We start from the raw sequence: 18,221 nt of genomic DNA, 5'->3' as shown, positions 1-18,221 counted from the left end.
GACTAGGTGGTGGGTCTGACAACTCCCCAAACGACGCGGATCGCCTCCGGCGGTGGGACGGGCGACCACCGGTCGTTGGTCGCCTGCGGGCCGGTGGGGGCTTGTCGCGCAGTTCCCCGCGCCCCTACGGGGCGCTCACCCTCCGCTGGTAGACATCGACCACTCGTTGCAGTGAATCGCGCAGATACACCGCCAGCAGTTGTTCGGCCTCGACCTTGTCGCCCGCCTCCAGTGCCTCCAGGATCTGCTGGTTGCGAGCCAGGTACGGCTCGTGCAGTCGGCGAGGGTCGTCCACGACATGGAACGCCAGGCGGAGTTCGGCGAAGACGCTGCGCATCAGTTCGTCCGTGCGGTCGCTGCCGGCCAGGGCGACAAGTTCGCGGTGGAAGTGGATGTTGGCCGTGCCCAGCGTTTTCCAGTCACCTTCGCGCACCGCCCGCTGCCCCTCCGCGACCGCGCCGGCGAGCGCGTCCAGAGCGTACGGCGGGTCGCCGAGCCCGCGGACGACGGCGCACTCGACGAGGGCGCGGGTGCGGTAGATGTCCTCGACGTCCTCGACGGTCAGGACCCGCACGAACACGCCCCGGTTCAGTTCATGGACGAGCAGGCGTTCGTGCGTGAGCAGGCGGAACGCCTCGCGCAGGGTGTTGCGGGAGACCCCGAGGGCGCCTCCGATGCTGTCCTCCGACAGCCGTGTCCCTGGCGGGAAATAGCCCTCGGCGATGCGGCTCCGGAGGATGTCCGAGACGCGCTCGGCCGTGCTGGTGCGGCCCAGGAGGGCGCGGTCGTCGGCCAGTCCGCTCAGCTGCTCTGCCATGCCCGGAATTCAACCGCAGTGAGGAGAACGAAACAACAGGGGTATTGAAGGATCGTTGAACGATCCTCTACGTTGCTGGAACACCGCATGGCTCAGCTCCGCACCCTCCGTCCTCCCACTGCGAGGTGCCCATGAGCACGACCCGTCCCCCACAGGCCATGACCGCCGCCCCGACGACGACCGAAGACGGGGCGCTGGGCTGGTTCCGCGCACTCGGTCCGCGCGGCCGGCGCGCCTTCGCCGGCGCGTTCGGCGGCTACGCTCTCGACTCCTACGACTACTTCACGCTCCCGCTGAGCATGGTCGCGCTGGCCGCGTACTTCGGCCTGGACAGCGGCCAGACCGGCCTCTTCACCACCGTCACGCTGTTGGCCTCCGGCATCGGCGGGGCCCTCGCGGGGGTGCTGGCCGACCGGGCCGGCCGGGTCCGGGCCCTGATGATCACGGTGATCACCTACGCGGTCTTCACCGTGGCCTGCGGCTTCGCGCCCAACTTCGAGTCACTGCTGGTCTTCCGCGCCCTCCAGGGCCTCGGTTTCGGCGGTGAGTGGGCGGTCGGCGCGATCCTGGTCGCCGAGTACGCGAGCGCCAAGCACCGGGGCCGCACGCTGGGCGCGATCCAGAGCTCGTGGGCCGTGGGCTGGGCCCTGGCCGCGATCATGTACACGCTGGTCTTCTCGGTCTTCGACGACGGCACGGCCTGGCGCGTGATGTTCTGGACCGGCGCGCTGCCCGCGCTGCTGGTCGTCTGGATGCGCCGCCGCGTCCAGGACGCCCCCGAGGCGGTCGCGGTACGCGAGAAGAGCGCCGGCAAGGGCTCCTTCGCGGCGATCTTCAAACCGGAACTGCTCCGTACGACGATCTTCGCCGGACTGCTGTCCACCGGTGTCCAGGGCGGCTACTACACGCTCGCCACCTGGGTGCCGACGTACCTCAAGAGCGACCGCGGGCTGTCGGTCGTCGGCACCGGCGGCTATCTGACCTTCCTGATCTCCGGGGCCTTCCTCGGCTATCTGACCGGCGGCTACCTCACCGACCGGCTGGGCCGCCGGCGCAACATCTGGCTCTTCGCCCTGCTCTCGGCCGTCTGCATCGTGGCCTACGGCAACATCCCGAGCGGAGCGGACACCTGGCTCCTGGTCCTCGGGTTCCCGCTCGGGTTCTGCATGTCGGCGATCTTCAGCGGGTTCGGGTCCTATCTGAGCGAGCTGTACCCGACGGCGGTGCGCGGCTCGGGACAGGGCTTCACGTACAACACGGGCCGTGCGGTCGGCGCGGTCTTCCCGACCACCGTCGGCTTCCTGGCCGACAGCTGGGGCGTGGGCGGGGCACTGGTCTTCGGCGCCATCGGTTACGGCATCGCCGCACTGGCCCTGCTCGGGCTGCCGGAGACACGGGGGAGGGAACTCGCGTGAACCGCACGGAAGACCGCCCCGGCACTCTCACGGACGACAGGCCCCGGATGCTCATGGAAGACCGCCCCCTGACCCTGGTCGACGAGCACGCGCACGCGTGGAGCCCGGCGCAGGCCCGCACCCGCTTCCGCGCGGGCCTGGCCGGCCCCACCGCCGGGGTCGCGGCCGGCCACACCCAGGTCAACCTGATCTCGGTGCCCGCCGACTGGGCGTACGACATGCTGCTGTTCTGCCAGCGCAACCCCAAGCCGTGCCCGGTCCTCGACGTCACGGACGCCGGGGACTGGACCACCGTCCTCGCGGACGGCGCGGACCTGCGCACCGATCTGCCGCGCTACCGGGTGTGGCAGGACGGCGAGCTGGTGGACGAGCCGACGGACGTGCGCGCCTATTGGCGCGACGACCTGGTTTCCTTCCTGATCGGCTGCAGTTTCACCTTCGAGTGGGCACTTTCGGGGGCGGGTGTCCCGATCCGGCACATTCAGCAGGGCCGGAACGTTCCCATGTACGTGACCAGCCGACAGTGCCGTCCCGCGGGGCGGCTGCACGGACCCATGGTGGTCTCCATGCGCCCGGTGCCGCCGCAGCACCTGGCGGCCGCCATCAGGGAGAGCAGCCTGCTCCCGGCGGTGCACGGCAGCCCCGTGCATTGCGGTGATCCCGCCGGGCTCGGCATCGACGACCTCGACCGGCCGGACTTCGGCGACCCCGTCGACGCCGAACCGGACGACATCCCGGTGTTCTGGGCCTGCGGAGTGACCCCGCAGGCCGCGGTGATGGCCTCGCGCCCGCCGTTCGCCCTCACCCACGCGCCGGGCCAGATGTTCCTGACGGACGCGCGCGACGAGCAGTACCGAGTGGCCTGACAGGAGTGGGCTGAAGAGTGCCCGAAAGGAGAACCGAGAGTTCCATGACCTCGATCGATCTGAACGCCGACCTCGGCGAGGGCTTCGGCCGCTGGCAGCTGACCGACGACGAGCGCCTGCTGACCGTCGTCACCAGCGCCAACGTGGCCTGCGGGTTCCATGCCGGGGACGCGGTCACCATGCGGCGGGTGTGCGAGCTGGCGGCCGCCCGCGGGGTGCGGATCGGCGCCCAGGTCTCCTACCGGGACCTGGCCGGGTTCGGGCGGCGCGCGATGGACGTGCCGTCCGCCGAGCTGACGGCCGAGGTGGCCTACCAGATCGGCGCCCTGGAGGTCTTCGCCCGGGCGGCCGGCACCCGCGTGTCCTATGTCAAGCCGCACGGAGCGCTGTACAACCGGGTCGTGCACGACGAGGAGCAGGCCGCCGCGGTCGTCGACGGCGTGCTCCTCGCGGACGCCACACTGCCCGTGCTCGGCCTGCCCGGCTCGCGGCTGCTGGAAGCGGCCCGCGCGGCGGGTCTGACCGGCGTCACGGAGGCCTTCGCGGACCGGGCATACACGGAACAGGGCACGCTCGTGCCCCGCGGCCAGGAGGGCGCGGTGGTCACCGATCCGGAGGCCGTGGTGGAGCGCTCGCTGCACCTGGCCCGGGACCACGCGGTCACCGCCCGCTCCGGGGCGCGCATCGGTGTCGAGGCCCGCTCCCTGTGCCTGCACGGGGACACGCCGGGCGCGGTGGAGCTGGCCCGACGGGTCCGGGAGCGGCTGGAATCCTCGGGCATCCGGGTGGAGGCCTTCGTATGAGGACGCTGCCGGTCGGTGACGACGCCCTGCTCGTCGAGGTGGGCTCGGGCGAGGAGGCCCAGGCCCTGCACGCCGAGCTGGTGCGGCGCCGCGCGGAGGGCTCGCTGGCGGTCCGCGAGATCGTCCCGGCCGCCCGTACCGTCCTCCTGGACGGCCTCACCGACCCGGCCCGCCTGGCCGCCGAACTCACCGCCGCCGAGGTGCCGCCCGCTCCCCCACGCGCGCGGGAGGTGGTCGAACTCCGGGTGCGCTACGACGGCCCGGACCTGGCCGACGTGGCCGCGCACTGGGGCGTCTCCACCCGGGAGGTGGCCCGCATCCACGCTGGTACCGAGTTCACCGTCGCCTTCTGCGGATTCGCCCCCGGTTTCGGCTACCTCACCGGTCTGCCGGCCCGCTACGACGTCCCGCGCCGGGCCACCCCGCGCACAGCCGTCCCGGCGGGCTCGGTGGCGCTCGCGGGCCCGTACACGGGCGTGTACCCGCGCTCGTCGCCGGGCGGCTGGCAGCTTATCGGGACCACGGACGCGGTCCTGTGGGACCACGCACGCGTCCCGGCGGCACTCCTGTCACCGGGCACACGGGTCCGCTTCGTGGAGGCGCCGTGACCGACCGGACCGTCCGGGCGCCGATGACGCGCCGCCCCCTTCACGTCGGGGAGGCGCCGTGACCGACCGCGCCCTCTTCGTCGTCCGGGCCGGTGCCCTGACCACCGTCCAGGACCGGGGCCGTCCCGGCCACGCCCACCTCGGCGTGCCCCGCTCGGGCGCCCTCGACGGCCCCGCGGCCGCCCTCGCCAACCGCCTGGCCGGCAACCGACCCGAGGCGGCCGTCCTGGAGACCACGCTCAACGGCTGTGCGCTGCGCCCCCGCTCGACGGTCACCGTGGCCGTCACGGGCGCCCCCTGTCCGGTCACGGTGGACGGCCGCCCGGCATCCTGGGGCGCGCCGGTCCGCGTACCGGCGGGAGCGCTCCTGACCGTCGGCACGGCCCTGTCAGGGGTGCGCAGCTATGTGGCCGTCGCCGGCGGCATCCTGGTGGAGCCGGTCCTCGGCAGCCGCTCCACCGACCTCCTGTCGGGCCTGGGCCCGCCTCCCCTCACGGACGGCGTGATACTGCCCCTGGGCACACCGGCAGCGCTCCACACGCGTGTGGACACCGCCCCGCAGCCCGCGCCCCCCACCGAGCTGGTCCTGCGTGTCACGCTGGGCCCCCGGGACGGCTGGTTCACCCCGGAAGCGGTGCGGGCCTTCACGACCCGCACCTTCCAGGTGTCCTCGGCGAGCAACCGCATCGGCCTGCGCACCGTCGGGCCCGCCCTGGAGCGGCGGCTCACGGGTGAACTGCCCAGCGAGGGAATGGTCCTGGGGGCGGTCCAGGTGCCGCCCGACGGCAGACCGGTGGTCTTCCTCGCCGACCACCCGACCACCGGCGGCTATCCGGTGATCGCAGTGGTCCGCGAGCCGGACCTGCCGGCGGCGGCCCAGGCGGTACCGGGAACACCGGTGCGCTTCCTGGCCGTACGGCGGCGATGAGCCTCCCGATGAGCCTCTGGACGGAGCCGGCATCCGCGCGGGTGAGCTCTCGGCGGGCCGAATCCCTAGGCGGCCTCCGGTCTGTGCTCCGCCACGGACAGGGCCGCCAACGCCGTGGAGACCGCGTGGGCCGTCCGCAGGTCGAGCCGGGCGCTCGTGCCCCGCACGCGGTGCCGCGTCTCGTCGGCGGCCAGCGCCAGCAGTTGGGGCAGCAGATCGGTGCACCGCCTGGCCACCCACCCCGTGCCGGCCGTCGCCAGCCACCACAGGCTCGCCGACCTGGTGGGAGCAGGAAACTCCGGCTCGGGCGAGGGTGCGGTGCCGGTCGCCTGCCCGCCCTCCGCGAGCAACGCGTGGAACCTCGACGCGAGCTGCCGGTGACCCTGCTCACCGGGATGCAACCGGTCCGCGCTCCACATGGCCCGGTCGGTGGTCCACTCGCCCTCGGCCGCGTGCAGATGCACCGCCCCGTACCGCTCGGACAGCGCGTGCACCACGGTGTTGACCGACCGCTGCCGCCGGGCCAGCGGCCGTGACAGCGCGCCCGGCAGCCCGAGCATCGTCCCGGGGTCGGGCAGACATGCCGTGAGCAGCAGTGCGCCCTGTTCGGTGCAGGCCGCGTACACCCGGTCCAGCCGGGCGGCGACCGCCTGGATGTCGAAGGTGCAGCGCAGGGTGTCGTTGACACCGACGACCACGGACACGACGTCCGGCCGCAGGGCGAGTCCCGCCGGGAGCTGCCGCTCCAGCACGTCCCGCGTCTGGGCCCCGCTCACCGCGAGGTTGGTGAACTCGACGTCCCCGTCGGACAGCCCGCCGGCGAGCAGCGCGGCCCAGCCGCGCCACCCGTCGCCCACGGGATCCCCCACGCCCTCGGTGAGCGAGTCACCGAGGGCCACGAACCGCATGCCTGTCATGACACGCCCCCGCTCACGCCACACCCCCGCGCACAGAACGCCGTACAAACGCCTCCGCGTCGTGCGCGGCGAGGAACGCCCGCACCGCCGCGTCCCAGCCGAAGCACTCCGCACGCGCGCGTGCGATCCCGCGGCGCTCGGCCTCCGTGCGCGCGAGCAGCAGGTCCACGGCGTCCGCGAACGCCTCCCCGCGGTCGGCGGCGACGGCCCCGGCGGAGCCGATCACCTCCGGCAGCGCGGAGGAGGCGCTGACCACGACCGGCGTGCCGCAGGCCATGGCCTCCAGCGCGGCGAGCCCGAAGGTCTCGGCGGGTCCGGGGGCCAGGCACACGTCGGCGGTGGCCTGGAGCGCGCCGAGCAGCCCGCGGTCCGAGACGTGCCCGAGGAAGGTCACCGGCAGCCCGCGCTCCCGCGCCCGCTGCTCCAGGCGCGGCCGCAGCGGCCCGTCCCCGGCCACCACGAGCACCGCCCGCCGGCCGCGGCGCACCAGCGACTCCACGGCGTCCAGGGCCGTACTCGGCCGCTTCTCCACGGACAGCCGGGTGCACGTCACAAGGAGCGTCTCGTCCGCGCGCGCGTACCGGTCCCTGAGCCCCGGGTCGCGCAGCGCCGGGCGCCGCTCGACCAGATCGACGCCCAGCGGGGCCCGTACGACATTGCGCGCCCCGATCCGCACGAACTCCCGCTCGGCGAACTCCGTGGTGCACACCACGCGCGCGTACGTGTGGGCCGTACGGACGTTGAGGGCGTCGGCGGCGCGCCGGGCGGCGTTCTCCGACAGCCCCCAGGTGCGCAGCACACCGTCCGCGGTCTCGTGGGAGACCATCACGGCGGGGACGCGGGCGCGGCGGGCCCACTTGCCGGTCCACCTGAGGGTCGTCCGGTCGGAGACCTCCAGGCGGTCCGGGGCGAGCTCCTCCAGGAGCCGGGCCACCCGCCGTTTGTCGGCGAGGACGCGGTAACCGCCGGTGCCGGGGAGCAGCGGGCCGGGCAGGGTGATGACGCGCCCCTGCTCGGTCCGCCGGTCGCTCGCGCGGTCCCCGGGCACGACGAGCACCGGCTCGTGCCCGGCGGCCTGGTAGCCCTTGCCGAGCTCGCGCAGGGCGGTGCGCAGGCCGCCCGAGGCGGGGGCGACGAAGTTGGCGAGCCGGACGATCCGCAGCGATTGTCCGCTCATGCCGCCACCGCCGTCTTCCGGCCGGCGAGGACGGCGCCGTAGTGGCCGATCAGCTGGTCGCCGACGGCCGCCCAGGTGCGCCCCTCGACCAGGGCCCGCGCGGCGGAGCCGAACGCGGCACGCAGCCGGGGGTCGGCGGCCAGGGACCGGACCGCGTCCCGTACGGCGGCCGGGTCGCGCGGCGGGACGAGGAACCCGGTGCGCCCGTGGGCGACCAGGTCCAGCGGGCCCCCGGCGGCGGGCGCGACGACGGGCACACCGCTGGCCATGGCCTCCTGCACGGTCTGGCAGAAGGTCTCGAAGGGGCCGGTGTGCGCGAAGACGTCGAAGGAGGCGAAGACGCGGGCGAGTTCGTCGCCCGTGCGACGGCCCAGGAAGACCGCGCCGGGCAGGGCCTCGGTGAGCGAGGGCTCGCTCGGCCCGTCGCCGACCACCACGACCTTGACGCCCTCCAGGCGGCAGGCGTCGGCCAGCAGCTCGACGTGCTTCTCGGGGGCGAGCCGGCCGACGTATCCGACGATCACCTCGCCGTTCGAGGCGAGCTGCCGGCGCAGGGTCTCGTCACGCAGTTCGGGGCGGAAGCGGACGGTGTCGACGCCCCGCGGCCACAGCTTGACCCGGGGCACACCGTGCGCCTCCAGGTCGTGCAGGGACGCGCTGGACGGGGCGAGGGTGAGGTCGGCGGCGGCGTGGACGGAGCGGATGCGGCGCCAGGCGGCGGCCTCGCCCGCGTGCACGTAGGTGCGGGCGTATCCGGCGAGATCGGTCTGGTAGACGGCCACGGCGGGGATGCCGAGCCGGGCGGCGGCGGCCATGCCGCGGACGCCGAGGACGAAGGGGCTGGCCAGGTGGACGACGTCGGCACGGTGCTCGGCGATCGCCGCGGCCACGCGCCTGCTGGGGAGGGCGACGCGGACCTGGGGGTAGCCCGGGAGCGGGAGGGAGGGGACACGGACGACAGGGCAGGGCGCAAGGGCGTCCACGCCTGGCCCGGGGCCGGACGCGGTGGCCGGCGCGACGACGAGCGGGAGGTGACCGCGATCTACGAGGTGCCGGGCGGTCTGGAGCGCGCAGTGGGCCACGCCGTTCACATCGGGGGGAAAGGATTCGGTCACTATGACGACACGCATACCGGTGTTGTCGCCGTACTGGACGTGGCCGCGTCAACGTGGATCTTTGCGAACGATGAACGTCCCATGAGCGTTGCGCTGCGCACCCTCGCAGGTCAGGCCGTGTCCATGCCGACCTGACCCGCGGGTCATCCCGAGTTCACCGGCCGGGCGCGACGGTGCCCGGCGGTGCCCTCTCAGAGCGGCTGTCACATGGCGGCGGTGTCCGGTCCGATGCGGCTGCGGACGACTGTCTGGACCTCGGCCTCCTCGGCCGGGTCGGCGGCGAGCCTGCGCAGTCGTTCCACGACCCGGGCGTCGCCGGTCTCGGCGTGCCGGGCGGCGATCTCGCGGGTGGTCTCCTCGCAGTCCCAGAGGCATTCGACGGCAAAGCCGGTGGGGAAGGAGGGGTCGGTGGCGGCGAGCGCGTGAGCGGCGCGGCCCCGGAGATGGGAGGAGGCCGTCTCCCGGTAGACATGGCGCAGCACGGGGGCGGCGCAGGCGATGCCGAGCCGTCCGGCGCCATCGACGAGGGTCCACAGGGTCGGGGCGTCGGGGCCCTCGCCCCGTACGGCCTCCCTGAGGGCCGCGAGCACGAGGTCCTTGTCCTGGGCTCCGCCCAGACAGGCGAGCATGCGTCCGGCGGCGGCGCCCAGCGGATCGGGCCGTCGGGCCCAGCCGCGGGCCCGGTCGACGGCGGCGATACTGCGCATGCGTTCGAAGGAGTCGAGCGCGGCCTCCACGACGGCCGCGGAGCCGGTCGCCACGGCCAGCTCGATCAGGTCGAAGGCGGCGGGGTCATTGCTGTCGGCCAGGTAGCGCAGCGCGGTGCAGCGCGCTCCGTCGGTGCCGTCCTCGGCGGCCGCGAGGATCTCGGGCCGGTCCTCGGGGGCCGCCACGGCGGCCAGGCAGCGGGCGGCGGGCACATGCAGCGCGGCCCCTCGCTCGACGCCCTGCTGGGCCCACTCGAAGACGGCCCGCACGCTCCACCCCGGACGGGGCCCGGTAGGTCGCATCTGGCGTTGCCAGCGGTCGAAACAGCCCGCCTCCTGAGCGGCACGCACACGCGTGGAGACGGATTCGCGCGGATCGTCGGCCCACAGCCGCCATGGCCGCGGCTCGAAGGCGTCCCGGACGGCGGCGGCCAGCTCGGCCTCGCCCTCGGGATCGGTCCCGAAGCGCGCGAGTACGGGAGCGGCGAGGGCACGCAGGCCCGCGTCGTCGTCCCGCAGCGCCAGTTCGTCCAGCGCCCAGGCCCAGTTGGAGCCCGAGGCGGCGTACCTGCGCAGCAGTTCGAGCGCGTCGCGCCTGCCGTAGGAGGCGAGATGGCCGAGGACGGCGAGGGCGAGGCCCGTGCGTGACTCCTCGGTGTCGAAGACGTCGTCCACCTCGAAGAGGTGCGCCTCGATCTCGTCCAGCTCGCCGTTGAGATCGAGATAAAGGCGGGCGTAGTACAGGGAGCGGTTCTCCACCTGCCAGTCGTGGCGGGGATCGCGCAGCACGCAGTGGTTCAGGGCCGCGAGCGCCTCGGCGCGCGGGGCGGTGAGCGCGTGCAGCGTGCCGTCGCCGCGGCCCCGCTGGAGCAGGCCGAGCAGCGTACCGCTGGGCGCTATGACCGGATCGAACATGGGAAACAGCCTCACATCAAGCGTCGACGCAACCGGGGACGTGCATTACCTGGCCGCGTGACAACACGTCGGGGCGCCCGCCGTTTCCTGCTTGCTGTAAGCCATCTTCCTCTGCCTCTCGTCGGTGGCCCATGCGGACCGCTTCACGGTCCACGCGGTGCGGCATCACCTGCCCAGTCATCCCGTCCGTGAACCACGAGGTCATGATGACTCGGCACTTCCATCTGCCGCGACCGAAATTTCGGCGGCCCTGTACCGCCTCCCCCGTTGTCTGTGTTTTCGCTGGTCAGAACATGTGGATCAGTGTGCGCCGAACAATTCGAGCAGTTCTGTCCGGCCGAACATCCGGGCGGTGTCGACGGCCGAGGGCGTGCCCTCGGCCGGGTCGGCGCCGCCTTCGAGCAGAGCCTTGATGACTCCCTCGGAGCCCTTGAAGACCGCTCCGGCGAGCGGTGTCTGCCCCCGGTCGTTGACGCCGCCGGCCGCCGCCCCGCGGGCGACGAGCGCGCGTACCGCGTCCGCGTGGCCGTGGTAGGCGGCGAGCATCACGAGCGAGTCCCCGCGGTCGTTGGTGAGGCCTGCCGGGACACCGGCGTCGACGTACGCCACGAGCGCCTCGGTCTGCCCCTGCCGGGCCAGATCGAAGATCTTCGTCGCCAGCTCCACGACCTCGGGGTCGGGGGCTTCGCTCATCGGCCGGACCGCCTCTCATACAACCGTTCAGGTGAATCGCAAGGGTACTGGCTCGCGCCGCACATGACCCGAAGTGCCGGAGGTAAAGATCGCCACGGCTCGGCCGACCCAGTGAAATCCTCAGAAATTCACCCAATTGCACCTTTTGTCGTATGGATACATGCTGTGATCCTGGAAGTACTCATGGTGACTGTCCCCACGAACCAGGAGCACCACATGATCCTCTCCATCTCGGGCGTCGTACTGCTCGGCATCGTCGTCTTCATCTTCTTCCGCAAGGACGGGCTCAAGGCCTCCCACGCCCTGATCTCGGCGCTGTTCGGCTTCTACCTGGCCAGCACGGCCATCGCCCCGAGCATCAAGGCCGGCGGCGAGAGCCTGGCGAGCCTCCTCGGCGGCATCAAGTTCTGACGCCGTCCGTCCCGTCCGTACGCACCATCAGGAGACAGCCGTGGCCCGCCGCCCCCTCCCCCGCATCCTGAGCACAGGCAGCGCGCAGATCGCCCGGAGCCGGGAGCTGGCCCGGACGGCGGCCGACAGCGCCACCGACGTCCTCCACCCGCTGATCACGATCACCCGCGGTCTGCGCCGGCTGGCCTCGGCCGGGCGGCGCAGATGGGCCGAGACCCCCAAGGACAGGCGCGGGCCGCTGCTTTTCCTGGTGGCCTCGGTGGTCCTGGTCGTCGCGCTCGTCCCGTACGGCCCGCTGCTCGCCGTCATCAGCCTGATGGCGGCGGCGGCCTGGCAGGGCCGGGAGCGCAAGTCCCCGGAGCCGGAAGGACCCGACGAGTCGCAGACACAGCGCCTCCAGTCGCTGTACGAAGCCCTCGTCCCGTACTTCTCGGCCGCCGAGGACCCGGAGCCGCTGTACACGCACGGCGGCGAGTGGGAGAAGGCCTTCCCCGCCTACGACTTCGACGCCACCGGCCGCATCACCCATCTGCTGATCCGCTACCCCGCCTACTTCACCGACGGCGAGGCCGAGTCCCGGGCCCGCATCGAGCACTTGCTGCACGCCAAGTCGGGCCGCGGCCGCGAGTACCACTTCACCTGGGACGAGGAGGGCAACGAACTCACCGTCACCGTCCTGGCCCCGCTCCCCACCGACATCGCCGCCCAGCGCTTCGTCACCGCCCCGGGCGAGACGGTCCTCGGCTTCACCGACCCCACCCAGGTCCAGCGCACCCTCCCGCTCGGCCACGGCGACGAGCAGCGCGACGTCCCGCCGGTCGTGTGGCGCACCGGCATCCGCTCCACCGAGCCGCATCTGCTGGTCATGGGCCAGCCGGGCAGCGGCACCTCCACCTTGCTGCGCTCGATCGCGCTCCAGGCCCTCCAGTACGGCGATGTCGTCATCGTCGAGGGCGGCGGCACCGGCGAGTACGCGTGCCTGACCGGCCGGGACGGCGTGCTCGCGGTCGAGTGCGGGCTGGCGGGGGCGCTGGCCAGCCTGGAGTGGGCGGCGACCGAGACCGAGCGCCGCCTGATCGCGACCAACCGCGCCCGCCAGGCGGGCCGGCCGGCCCCGGACGACACCAAGCGACCCCTGTGGATCCTGCTCGACCGCCCCACCGCCTTCACCCACCTCGCCGCCGCGGACGGCCGCAAGGATCCGCAGTCCCTGCTCCAGGTCCCCCTGCGACACGGTCGGGCGGCGAATGTCACGGTGGTGGTGGCCGACCAGTTCGACAGCGCGGAGGCGTTGAGCGATCCAGTACGGCAGCACACGCGCGCGCGTGTCGTGCTGGGGCCGGCGACGGCGGAGCAGTTGGAGGCCGTGCTCGGGGCGCCGCCGCACACGACTCCCGTCACGCAGGTGCCGCCCGGGCGGGGGTACGCCCGCCTGGGGACGGGGCCGGTGCATCGGCTCCAGGTTCCGGCGACCCCGGATCCGTACGACGACGCGACGAGTGAGGCGGACCGGCAGGCGGTGCTGGCGTTGCTGCCGGAGCGGACCACTCCGGCCGACGGGGAGACGGTGCCCTCGGATGCGGTGGCTTCGGAAGCGGTGGCCTCGGAAGCGGTGGCTTCTGAAGCGGTGGTCGCGGAAGCGCCGTAGGGGTGCCGGCCGGTCTTGCGGCTGCGGGTCCGTGGAGGGCTGGTCGCGAAGTTCCCCGCGCCCCTGAGGTGGGTCCGGTCAGCCTTCTCAAGCCACGAAGGTGCGTGGTGATTCTCCGCCGGCCGAGCCGCCGTTCTCCACCACCCTGGCCGCCGCGGCCAGCCGGGCCGCCGCCTCCTCCGCCACCGCGCCCCCCACCGTGAACGGCAGCCGCACGTACCCCTCGAAAGCCCCGTCGACCCCGAAGCGCGGACCCGAGGGAACCCGGACCCCTACCCGCTCCCCCACCTCCGCCAGCCGCGACCCGGACAACCCCCCGGCCCGCACCCACAGCGTCAGGCCGCCCCGGGGGACCTCGAACTCCCATGACGGGAGTTCCCTGCGTACCGCGGTCACCAGCGCGTCCCGGTTCTCCCGGGCCTGGCCTCGGCGGAGCTCCACGGCGTGCTCCCAGCCCCCGGTGCTGAACAGCCAGTTCACGGCCAGCTGTTCGAGGACCGGGGTGCCGAGGTCGGCGTAGGCCCGCGCGGCGACCAGGCTGCGGATGACGTCCGGAGCCGCCCGGACCCAGCCGATGCGCATCCCCGCCCAGAACGCCTTGCTGGCGGAGCCGACGGTGACCACGGTGGAGCCGGCCGGGTCGAAGGCGCACACCGGGCGCGGCATGGTGACGTCGTCGTCGAGCCACAGCTCCGTCATCGTCTCGTCGGCCACCAGCACGGTCCCCGCGGACCGCGCCGCCTCCACCAGCCCCCGCCGCTGGTCCTCGCCGGCCAGCGCGCCGGTCGGATTGTGGAAGTCGGCGACGACGTAGGCGATCCGGGGTGCCGCGTCCCGCAGGACCTGACGCCAGCGGTCCATGTCCCAGCCGGTCAAGCCCTCCGCCATCGCGACGGGCACGAGCCGGGCACCCGCCTCCCGCATCAGCTGGAGGATGTTCGCGTAGGACGGGGACTCGACCGCGATGCGCTCACCCTGGCCCCCGAACAGATGGCAGATCGCGTCCATGGCGCCCATCGCGCCCGTCGTGACCATGATCTGCTCGGGCATGGTCGGGATCCCGCGCGCGGTGTAGCGCTCGGCGATCATCGCGCGCAGGGCGGGCAGGCCCGCCGGGTAGTCGCCGTGGGTGTGGGCGTACGGCGGCAGCTCCTCCAGAGCGCCCTGCACCGCCCGGGTCAGCCAGGGCTCGGGGGCGGGCAGGGCCGCGCAGCCCAGGTCGATCATCGAACCGAGGGCTTCGGGCGGGAGCGGCTCCAGGCCGCGGGCGGGGAGCGGGTTCCCGGCCGGGACCGCGGTCCAGCTGCCCGCGCCGCGCCGGGACTCCAGGAATCCCTCGGCCCGCAGCTCCTCGTAGGCCGCCGCGACGGTCGTACGGCTGACGGACAGGGAGAGGGCCAGCTCGCGTTCCGCGGGCAGGCGGGCCGCCACCGGGACCCGGCCCTCCAGGACCAGCAGGCGGATGCCGTCGGCGAGAGCGCGGTAGGCCGGGGGGCGGCGCGTGCCGGCGCCGGCCGGGCGGTCCTGCTGGGAGTTGAGCAGCCGGGCGAGTTGGGCGGCACCCACCGCAGAGGTCCACTGCGCCACTGAAATCAGTCCACCTTCCCGGAATTGGCCATGGATGGCATGCCATCCCAAGCCACAGGGTGTCATGCGTCAGGCCACTCGCACCACCTCGCACCCTTCACGATCAGGGGGACCCGCCTTGTCCGCACAGAGCCGTCTCGGGCGACGGTTGATCCAGCTGTACGTCGGGCTCGCTCTGTACGGAGCCAGTTCCGCGCTGCTCGTCGAGGCGGGCCTGGGCCTGGAGCCCTGGGGCGTGCTGCATCAGGGCCTCGCCGAACTCACCGGCCTGTCCATCGGAGTGGTGTCCATCATCGTGGGCGCCGCGGTGCTGCTCCTGTGGATCCCGCTGCGCCAGCGGCCGGGGCTCGGCACCGTCTCCAACGTCTTCGTGGTCGGCATCGCCATGGACGCCACGCTCGCCGCCGTCCCCGACGTGCACGGTCTCGCCCTGCGGATCCCTGTCCTGCTGGCCGGCGTCCTGCTCAACGGCGTCGCCACCGGCCTCTACATCGCGGCCCGCTTCGGCCCGGGTCCGAGGGACGGTCTGATGACCGGACTGCACCGCCGCACGGGGCGCTCGATCCGGCTGATGCGGACCGCGATCGAAGTGGCCGTGGTGGTCACCGGGTTCGTCCTCGGCGGCACCATCGGCGTCGGGACCGTCCTGTACGCGCTGTCCATCGGCCCGCTCGCCCAGCTCTTCCTGCGGGTGTTCGCCGTGTCCCCGGCATCCGACGGCAGCACGGTCGTTGCCGCTGGGCAACCGCGGGGAGCGATACTGCGTCCGTGACCTCGCGGATACGCCACCCCTACCTCGACCACCCCGGCCCCCTCCCCTTCGCCCACCGGGGCGGGGCGGCGGACGGTCTGGAGAACACCGCGTTCCAGTTCCGGCGGGCGGTGGAGACGGGCTACCGGTATCTGGAGACCGACGTCCACGCCACCGCGGACGGCAGGCTGGTCGCCTTCCACGACACCACCCTGGACCGGGTCACCGACGGCGCGGGCCGGATAGCCGACCTGCCCTGGGCCGAGGTACGGCACGCGCGCGTGGCGGGCAAGGAGCCGGTGCCGCTCTTCGAGGAGCTCCTGGAGACCTTCCCCGACGCCCGCTGGAACATCGACGTGAAGGCCGAGCCGGCCCTCCTGCCGCTCCTGGATCTCGTGGAGCGCACCGACACCTGGGACCGGATCTGCGTCGGCTCCTTCTCCGAGGCGCGGGTGATGCGCGCCCAGCGGCTGGCCGGGCCGCGCCTGGCGACGTCGTACGGCACCCGGGGCGTGCTGAACCTCCGGCTGCGTTCATGGGGAGTACCGGCGGCGCTGCGCAGCTCGGCCGTCGCCGCCCAGGTGCCCGAGGTCCAGTCCGGCATCCAGGTGGTCGACCACCGCTTCGTGCGCGCCGCCCACGCGCGCGGGCTCCAGGTGCACGTGTGGACCGTCAACGAGGCCGAGCGCATGCACCGGCTCCTGGACCTGGGAGTCGATGGCATCATGACCGATCACATCGACACACTGCGCAAGGTCATGGAGGACCGGGGCACCTGGGTCTGACCCGTCCCGGCACCGGTCCGCGCACGGCACCTTCACGGGGAAGCGAGGGCACGGGTGGGCACCGACACCGTGCGGGCGGGCTCGGCGGACGAGGCCGCCGAACGGCGGCGCGAGCAGCGCGGCTGGTACTTCTACGACTGGGCGTGCTCCGTCTACTCGACGAGCGTGCTCACCGTGTTCCTCGGCCCCTATCTGACCTCGGTCGCCAAGCACGCGGCGGACGCGGACGGTTACGTCCACCCGCTGGGCGTCCCGGTGCGGGCCGGTTCCTTCTTCGCGTACTCGGTTTCCCTCTCGGTGATCGTGGCCGTGCTGGTGATGCCGCTGGTGGGCGCCGCCGCCGACCGCAGCGGCCGTAAGAAGCCCCTGCTCGCGGCCGCCGCCTACACCGGGGCCGCGGCCACGACCGGCATGTTCTTCCTCGGCGGCGACCGCTATCTCCTCGGCGGCCTCCTCCTGGTCGTCGCGAACGCCGCGCAGTCCGTGGGGACCATGCTCTACAACTCCTACCTCCCGCAGATCGCCCCGCCCGAGGAGCGCGACGCGGTCTCGTCCAGGGGTTGGGCCTTCGGCTACGCAGCGGGCGCCCTGGTCCTGGTCGCCAACCTCGTCCTCTACCTGGGCCACGACTCCTTCGGTCTCTCCGAGAGCGCCGCGGTCCGCATCTGTCTGGCCTCGGCGGGCCTGTGGTGGGGCGCCTTCGCGTTGATTCCGCTACGACGGCTGCGCGACCGCAGCTCCCCCACCAGGGAGTCGACCGCCCCGGGTTTCCGGCAGCTCGCCGCCACCGTCCGCGACATGCGCCGCCACCCGCTCACCCTGGCCTTCCTGCTGGCGTACCTGATCTACAACGACGGCATCCAGACCGTCATCTCCCAGGCGTCGGTCTACGGCTCCGAGGAACTGGGCCTCGGCCAGTCGACCCTCATCGCAGCGGTGCTCCTGGTCCAGGTGCTCGCGGTGGCGGGGGCGCTGGCGCTCGGCCGGCTCGCGCGGACCCACGGGGCCAAGCGCACGATCCTCGGCTCACTGGTCGCCTGGGCGGTGATCCTGGGGGCCGGGTACTTCCTGCCCGCCGGCGCTCCCGTGTGGTTCTTCGTCCTGGCGTCCGGGATCGGGCTGGTGCTCGGCGGCAGCCAGGCCCTGTCCCGCTCCCTGTTCTCCCATCTCGTGCCGCCCGGCAAGGAGGCCGAGTACTTCTCGGCGTACGAGATGAGCGACCGGGGCATGAGCTGGCTGGGGCCGCTGCTGTTCGGGCTCACCTACCAGCTGACCGGAAGTTATCGCGACGCGATCATCTCGCTGGTGGCCTTCTTCGTCATCGGATTCGCCCTGCTCGCGAGGGTTCCGGTGCGCCAGGCGATCAGCGACGCGGGCAATCCCGTACCCGAAAGGATTTAGCGTTCAACACCAAAGCGCTGTAGTGTACGCGTTTGGCCTGCCAGGCGTACCGTTACTGCGCGTCAAAGATGCCGAAACGCTGGGTGACATCTGCTAGCAGATGTGACAAACCGGGCGCTGGTGGGTACAACAAGGGGCGGCTACGACGGCGACGCATTGCCCGGGACGGGACCCGGAACGGGAATCTTTACCGCCGACCGGACGTTGACCGGTATGACGACGACAGCGACACCTGTCCTGTGGGCGACAAGCCCGGGAGGCACGATTCATGAGTGAGCGAGCTCTTCGCGGCACGCGCCTCGTGGTGACCAGCTACGAGACGGACCGCGGCATCGACCTGGCCCCGCGCCAGGCCGTGGAGTACGCATGCGAGAAGGGGCACCGCTTCGAGATGCCCTTCTCGGTCGAGGCGGAGATCCCGCCGGAGTGGGAGTGCAAGGTCTGCGGGGCCCAGGCACTCCTGGTTGACGGCGACGGCCCTGAGGAAAAGAAGGCCAAGCCCGCGCGTACCCATTGGGACATGCTGATGGAGCGACGCACCCGTGAGGAGCTCGAAGAGGTCCTCGAGGAGCGTCTGGCGGTTCTTCGATCCGGGGCGATGAACATCGCGGTTCATCCCCGGGACAGCCGCAAGTCGGCGTAGTCCCCGCAGGGACTGGGCCGCAGCAGCACAAGTG

19 protein-coding genes are annotated in these 18,221 nt (G+C 72.8%); 12 read left to right on the top strand and 7 right to left on the bottom strand.

The features are described 5' to 3' along the window. Positions 1-124 precede the first annotated feature (124 nt). Entirely contained in the window at positions 125-817 is a 693-nt protein-coding gene (locus tag ACFULQ_RS37935; protein ID WP_383553098.1) for a GntR family transcriptional regulator, read from the bottom strand. Between the two features lie 131 nt (positions 818-948). On the opposite strand from ACFULQ_RS37935, the gene ACFULQ_RS37930 reads away from it, so the two are divergent. Genes ACFULQ_RS37930 through ACFULQ_RS37910 form a run of 5 tightly spaced genes read left to right on the top strand, consistent with a single transcriptional unit; the run spans position 949 to position 5,437 of the window. Then, the gene (locus tag ACFULQ_RS37930; RefSeq protein ID WP_383553094.1) at positions 949-2,232 is read left to right on the top strand and encodes an MFS transporter; all 1,284 of its coding nucleotides are present in this window, start codon (positions 949-951) and stop codon (positions 2,230-2,232) included. A gap of 47 nt (positions 2,233-2,279) precedes the next feature. Continuing rightward, positions 2,280-3,098 (top strand): putative hydro-lyase, encoded by an 819-nt coding sequence (locus ACFULQ_RS37925; RefSeq protein WP_383553125.1) that lies wholly within the window; start codon positions 2,280-2,282, stop codon positions 3,096-3,098. 44 nt (positions 3,099-3,142) lie between these two features. After that, positions 3,143-3,901, top strand: coding sequence for a LamB/YcsF family protein (locus ACFULQ_RS37920; RefSeq protein ID WP_383553091.1), 759 nt, complete (start codon positions 3,143-3,145; stop codon positions 3,899-3,901). Beyond that, positions 3,898-4,509 carry an allophanate hydrolase subunit 1 gene (locus tag ACFULQ_RS37915; RefSeq protein ID WP_383553088.1) on the top strand — a complete coding sequence of 204 codons (612 nt, stop codon included), beginning with the start codon at positions 3,898-3,900 and terminating at the stop codon, positions 4,507-4,509. The genes ACFULQ_RS37920 and ACFULQ_RS37915 overlap by 4 nt, the downstream gene beginning before the upstream one ends. 58 nt (positions 4,510-4,567) lie before the next feature. After that, positions 4,568-5,437 carry a biotin-dependent carboxyltransferase family protein gene (locus tag ACFULQ_RS37910; RefSeq protein ID WP_383553085.1) on the top strand — a complete coding sequence of 290 codons (870 nt, stop codon included), beginning with the start codon at positions 4,568-4,570 and terminating at the stop codon, positions 5,435-5,437. A 65-nt stretch (positions 5,438-5,502) separates the two neighbouring features. On the opposite strand, the gene ACFULQ_RS37905 is transcribed toward ACFULQ_RS37910, so the two are convergent. Genes ACFULQ_RS37905 through ACFULQ_RS37895 form a run of 3 tightly spaced genes read right to left on the bottom strand, consistent with a single transcriptional unit; the run spans position 5,503 to position 8,661 of the window. Continuing rightward, positions 5,503-6,354 (bottom strand): SGNH/GDSL hydrolase family protein, encoded by an 852-nt coding sequence (locus ACFULQ_RS37905; RefSeq protein WP_383553082.1) that lies wholly within the window; start codon positions 6,352-6,354, stop codon positions 5,503-5,505. A gap of 13 nt (positions 6,355-6,367) precedes the next feature. After that, positions 6,368-7,531: a glycosyltransferase gene (locus ACFULQ_RS37900; protein ID WP_383553079.1), complete on the bottom strand. Its 1,164-nt coding sequence runs from the start codon at positions 7,529-7,531 to the stop codon at positions 6,368-6,370. Further along, positions 7,528-8,661, bottom strand: coding sequence for a glycosyltransferase family 4 protein (locus tag ACFULQ_RS37895; protein WP_383553076.1), 1,134 nt, complete (start codon positions 8,659-8,661; stop codon positions 7,528-7,530). Before ACFULQ_RS37895 ends, ACFULQ_RS37900 begins: the two co-directional genes overlap by 4 nt. On the opposite strand from ACFULQ_RS37895, the gene ACFULQ_RS37890 reads away from it, so the two are divergent. Further along, positions 8,563-8,781, top strand: a complete 219-nt coding sequence (locus ACFULQ_RS37890) for a hypothetical protein (protein WP_383553133.1) — start codon at positions 8,563-8,565, stop codon at positions 8,779-8,781. The genes ACFULQ_RS37895 and ACFULQ_RS37890 overlap by 99 nt on opposite strands. A 68-nt stretch (positions 8,782-8,849) precedes the next feature. Here the strand turns inward: ACFULQ_RS37890 and ACFULQ_RS37885 are convergent, their stop codons facing one another. Both ACFULQ_RS37885 and ACFULQ_RS37880 read right to left on the bottom strand, forming a co-directional pair. Then, complete coding sequence (locus ACFULQ_RS37885; protein ID WP_383553073.1) at positions 8,850-10,268, bottom strand: HEAT repeat domain-containing protein; 1,419 nt, start codon at positions 10,266-10,268, stop codon at positions 8,850-8,852. A gap of 300 nt (positions 10,269-10,568) precedes the next feature. Next, the gene (locus tag ACFULQ_RS37880; protein ID WP_030321637.1) at positions 10,569-10,961 is read right to left on the bottom strand and encodes an ankyrin repeat domain-containing protein; all 393 of its coding nucleotides are present in this window, start codon (positions 10,959-10,961) and stop codon (positions 10,569-10,571) included. Between the two features lie 216 nt (positions 10,962-11,177). On the opposite strand from ACFULQ_RS37880, the gene ACFULQ_RS37875 reads away from it, so the two are divergent. After that, positions 11,178-11,372 (top strand): hypothetical protein, encoded by a 195-nt coding sequence (locus ACFULQ_RS37875; RefSeq protein ID WP_007380617.1) that lies wholly within the window; start codon positions 11,178-11,180, stop codon positions 11,370-11,372. A 40-nt stretch (positions 11,373-11,412) separates the two neighbouring features. Then, a complete protein-coding gene (locus ACFULQ_RS37870) occupies positions 11,413-13,020 on the top strand; it encodes a hypothetical protein (protein WP_383553069.1) in 1,608 nt (535 codons plus the stop codon). A gap of 87 nt (positions 13,021-13,107) precedes the next feature. Here the strand turns inward: ACFULQ_RS37870 and ACFULQ_RS37865 are convergent, their stop codons facing one another. Next, entirely contained in the window at positions 13,108-14,607 is a 1,500-nt protein-coding gene (locus ACFULQ_RS37865) for a PLP-dependent aminotransferase family protein (RefSeq protein WP_383553066.1), read from the bottom strand. A gap of 64 nt (positions 14,608-14,671) precedes the next feature. On the opposite strand from ACFULQ_RS37865, the gene ACFULQ_RS37860 reads away from it, so the two are divergent. From ACFULQ_RS37860 to ACFULQ_RS37845, 4 genes are all read left to right on the top strand, one after another. Further along, positions 14,672-15,379, top strand: a complete 708-nt coding sequence (locus ACFULQ_RS37860) for a YitT family protein (RefSeq protein ID WP_383553063.1) — start codon at positions 14,672-14,674, stop codon at positions 15,377-15,379. Then, the gene (locus tag ACFULQ_RS37855; protein ID WP_383553060.1) at positions 15,376-16,143 is read left to right on the top strand and encodes a glycerophosphodiester phosphodiesterase; all 768 of its coding nucleotides are present in this window, start codon (positions 15,376-15,378) and stop codon (positions 16,141-16,143) included. The genes ACFULQ_RS37860 and ACFULQ_RS37855 overlap by 4 nt, the downstream gene beginning before the upstream one ends. Before the next feature lie 54 nt (positions 16,144-16,197). After that, positions 16,198-17,544: an MFS transporter gene (locus ACFULQ_RS37850; RefSeq protein ID WP_383553057.1), complete on the top strand. Its 1,347-nt coding sequence runs from the start codon at positions 16,198-16,200 to the stop codon at positions 17,542-17,544. Positions 17,545-17,812: 268 nt separating this feature from the next. Further along, a complete protein-coding gene (locus ACFULQ_RS37845) occupies positions 17,813-18,187 on the top strand; it encodes an RNA polymerase-binding protein RbpA (protein WP_003977404.1) in 375 nt (124 codons plus the stop codon). The last annotated feature ends 34 nt before the right edge of the window (positions 18,188-18,221 follow it).

The sequence above is a fragment of the Streptomyces sp. NPDC057253 genome (assembly GCF_042669125.1).
In the GTDB taxonomy this organism is placed as follows: Bacteria; Actinomycetota; Actinomycetes; order Streptomycetales; family Streptomycetaceae; genus Streptomyces.
The sequence above is the reverse complement of the archived record's forward strand: the minus strand, read 5'-3'. Positions and strand labels throughout refer to the sequence as shown.

What these genes read in the sequence shown, in the direction of transcription:
- ACFULQ_RS37935 (WP_383553098.1), bottom strand. Translation starts at nt 817, where the DNA reads ATGGCAGAGCAGCTGAGCGGACTGGCCGACGACCGCGCCCTCCTGGGC.
- ACFULQ_RS37930 (WP_383553094.1), top strand. Translation starts at nt 949, where the DNA reads ATGAGCACGACCCGTCCCCCACAGGCCATGACCGCCGCCCCGACGACG.
- ACFULQ_RS37925 (WP_383553125.1), top strand. Translation starts at nt 2,280, where the DNA reads ATGCTCATGGAAGACCGCCCCCTGACCCTGGTCGACGAGCACGCGCAC.
- ACFULQ_RS37920 (WP_383553091.1), top strand. Translation starts at nt 3,143, where the DNA reads ATGACCTCGATCGATCTGAACGCCGACCTCGGCGAGGGCTTCGGCCGC.
- ACFULQ_RS37915 (WP_383553088.1), top strand. Translation starts at nt 3,898, where the DNA reads ATGAGGACGCTGCCGGTCGGTGACGACGCCCTGCTCGTCGAGGTGGGC.
- ACFULQ_RS37905 (WP_383553082.1), bottom strand. Translation starts at nt 6,354, where the DNA reads ATGACAGGCATGCGGTTCGTGGCCCTCGGTGACTCGCTCACCGAGGGC.
- ACFULQ_RS37900 (WP_383553079.1), bottom strand. Translation starts at nt 7,531, where the DNA reads ATGAGCGGACAATCGCTGCGGATCGTCCGGCTCGCCAACTTCGTCGCC.
- ACFULQ_RS37895 (WP_383553076.1), bottom strand. Translation starts at nt 8,661, where the DNA reads ATGCGTGTCGTCATAGTGACCGAATCCTTTCCCCCCGATGTGAACGGC.
- ACFULQ_RS37885 (WP_383553073.1), bottom strand. Translation starts at nt 10,268, where the DNA reads ATGTTCGATCCGGTCATAGCGCCCAGCGGTACGCTGCTCGGCCTGCTC.
- ACFULQ_RS37880 (WP_030321637.1), bottom strand. Translation starts at nt 10,961, where the DNA reads ATGAGCGAAGCCCCCGACCCCGAGGTCGTGGAGCTGGCGACGAAGATC.
- ACFULQ_RS37875 (WP_007380617.1), top strand. Translation starts at nt 11,178, where the DNA reads ATGATCCTCTCCATCTCGGGCGTCGTACTGCTCGGCATCGTCGTCTTC.
- ACFULQ_RS37860 (WP_383553063.1), top strand. Translation starts at nt 14,672, where the DNA reads ATGCGTCAGGCCACTCGCACCACCTCGCACCCTTCACGATCAGGGGGA.
- ACFULQ_RS37845 (WP_003977404.1), top strand. Translation starts at nt 17,813, where the DNA reads ATGAGTGAGCGAGCTCTTCGCGGCACGCGCCTCGTGGTGACCAGCTAC.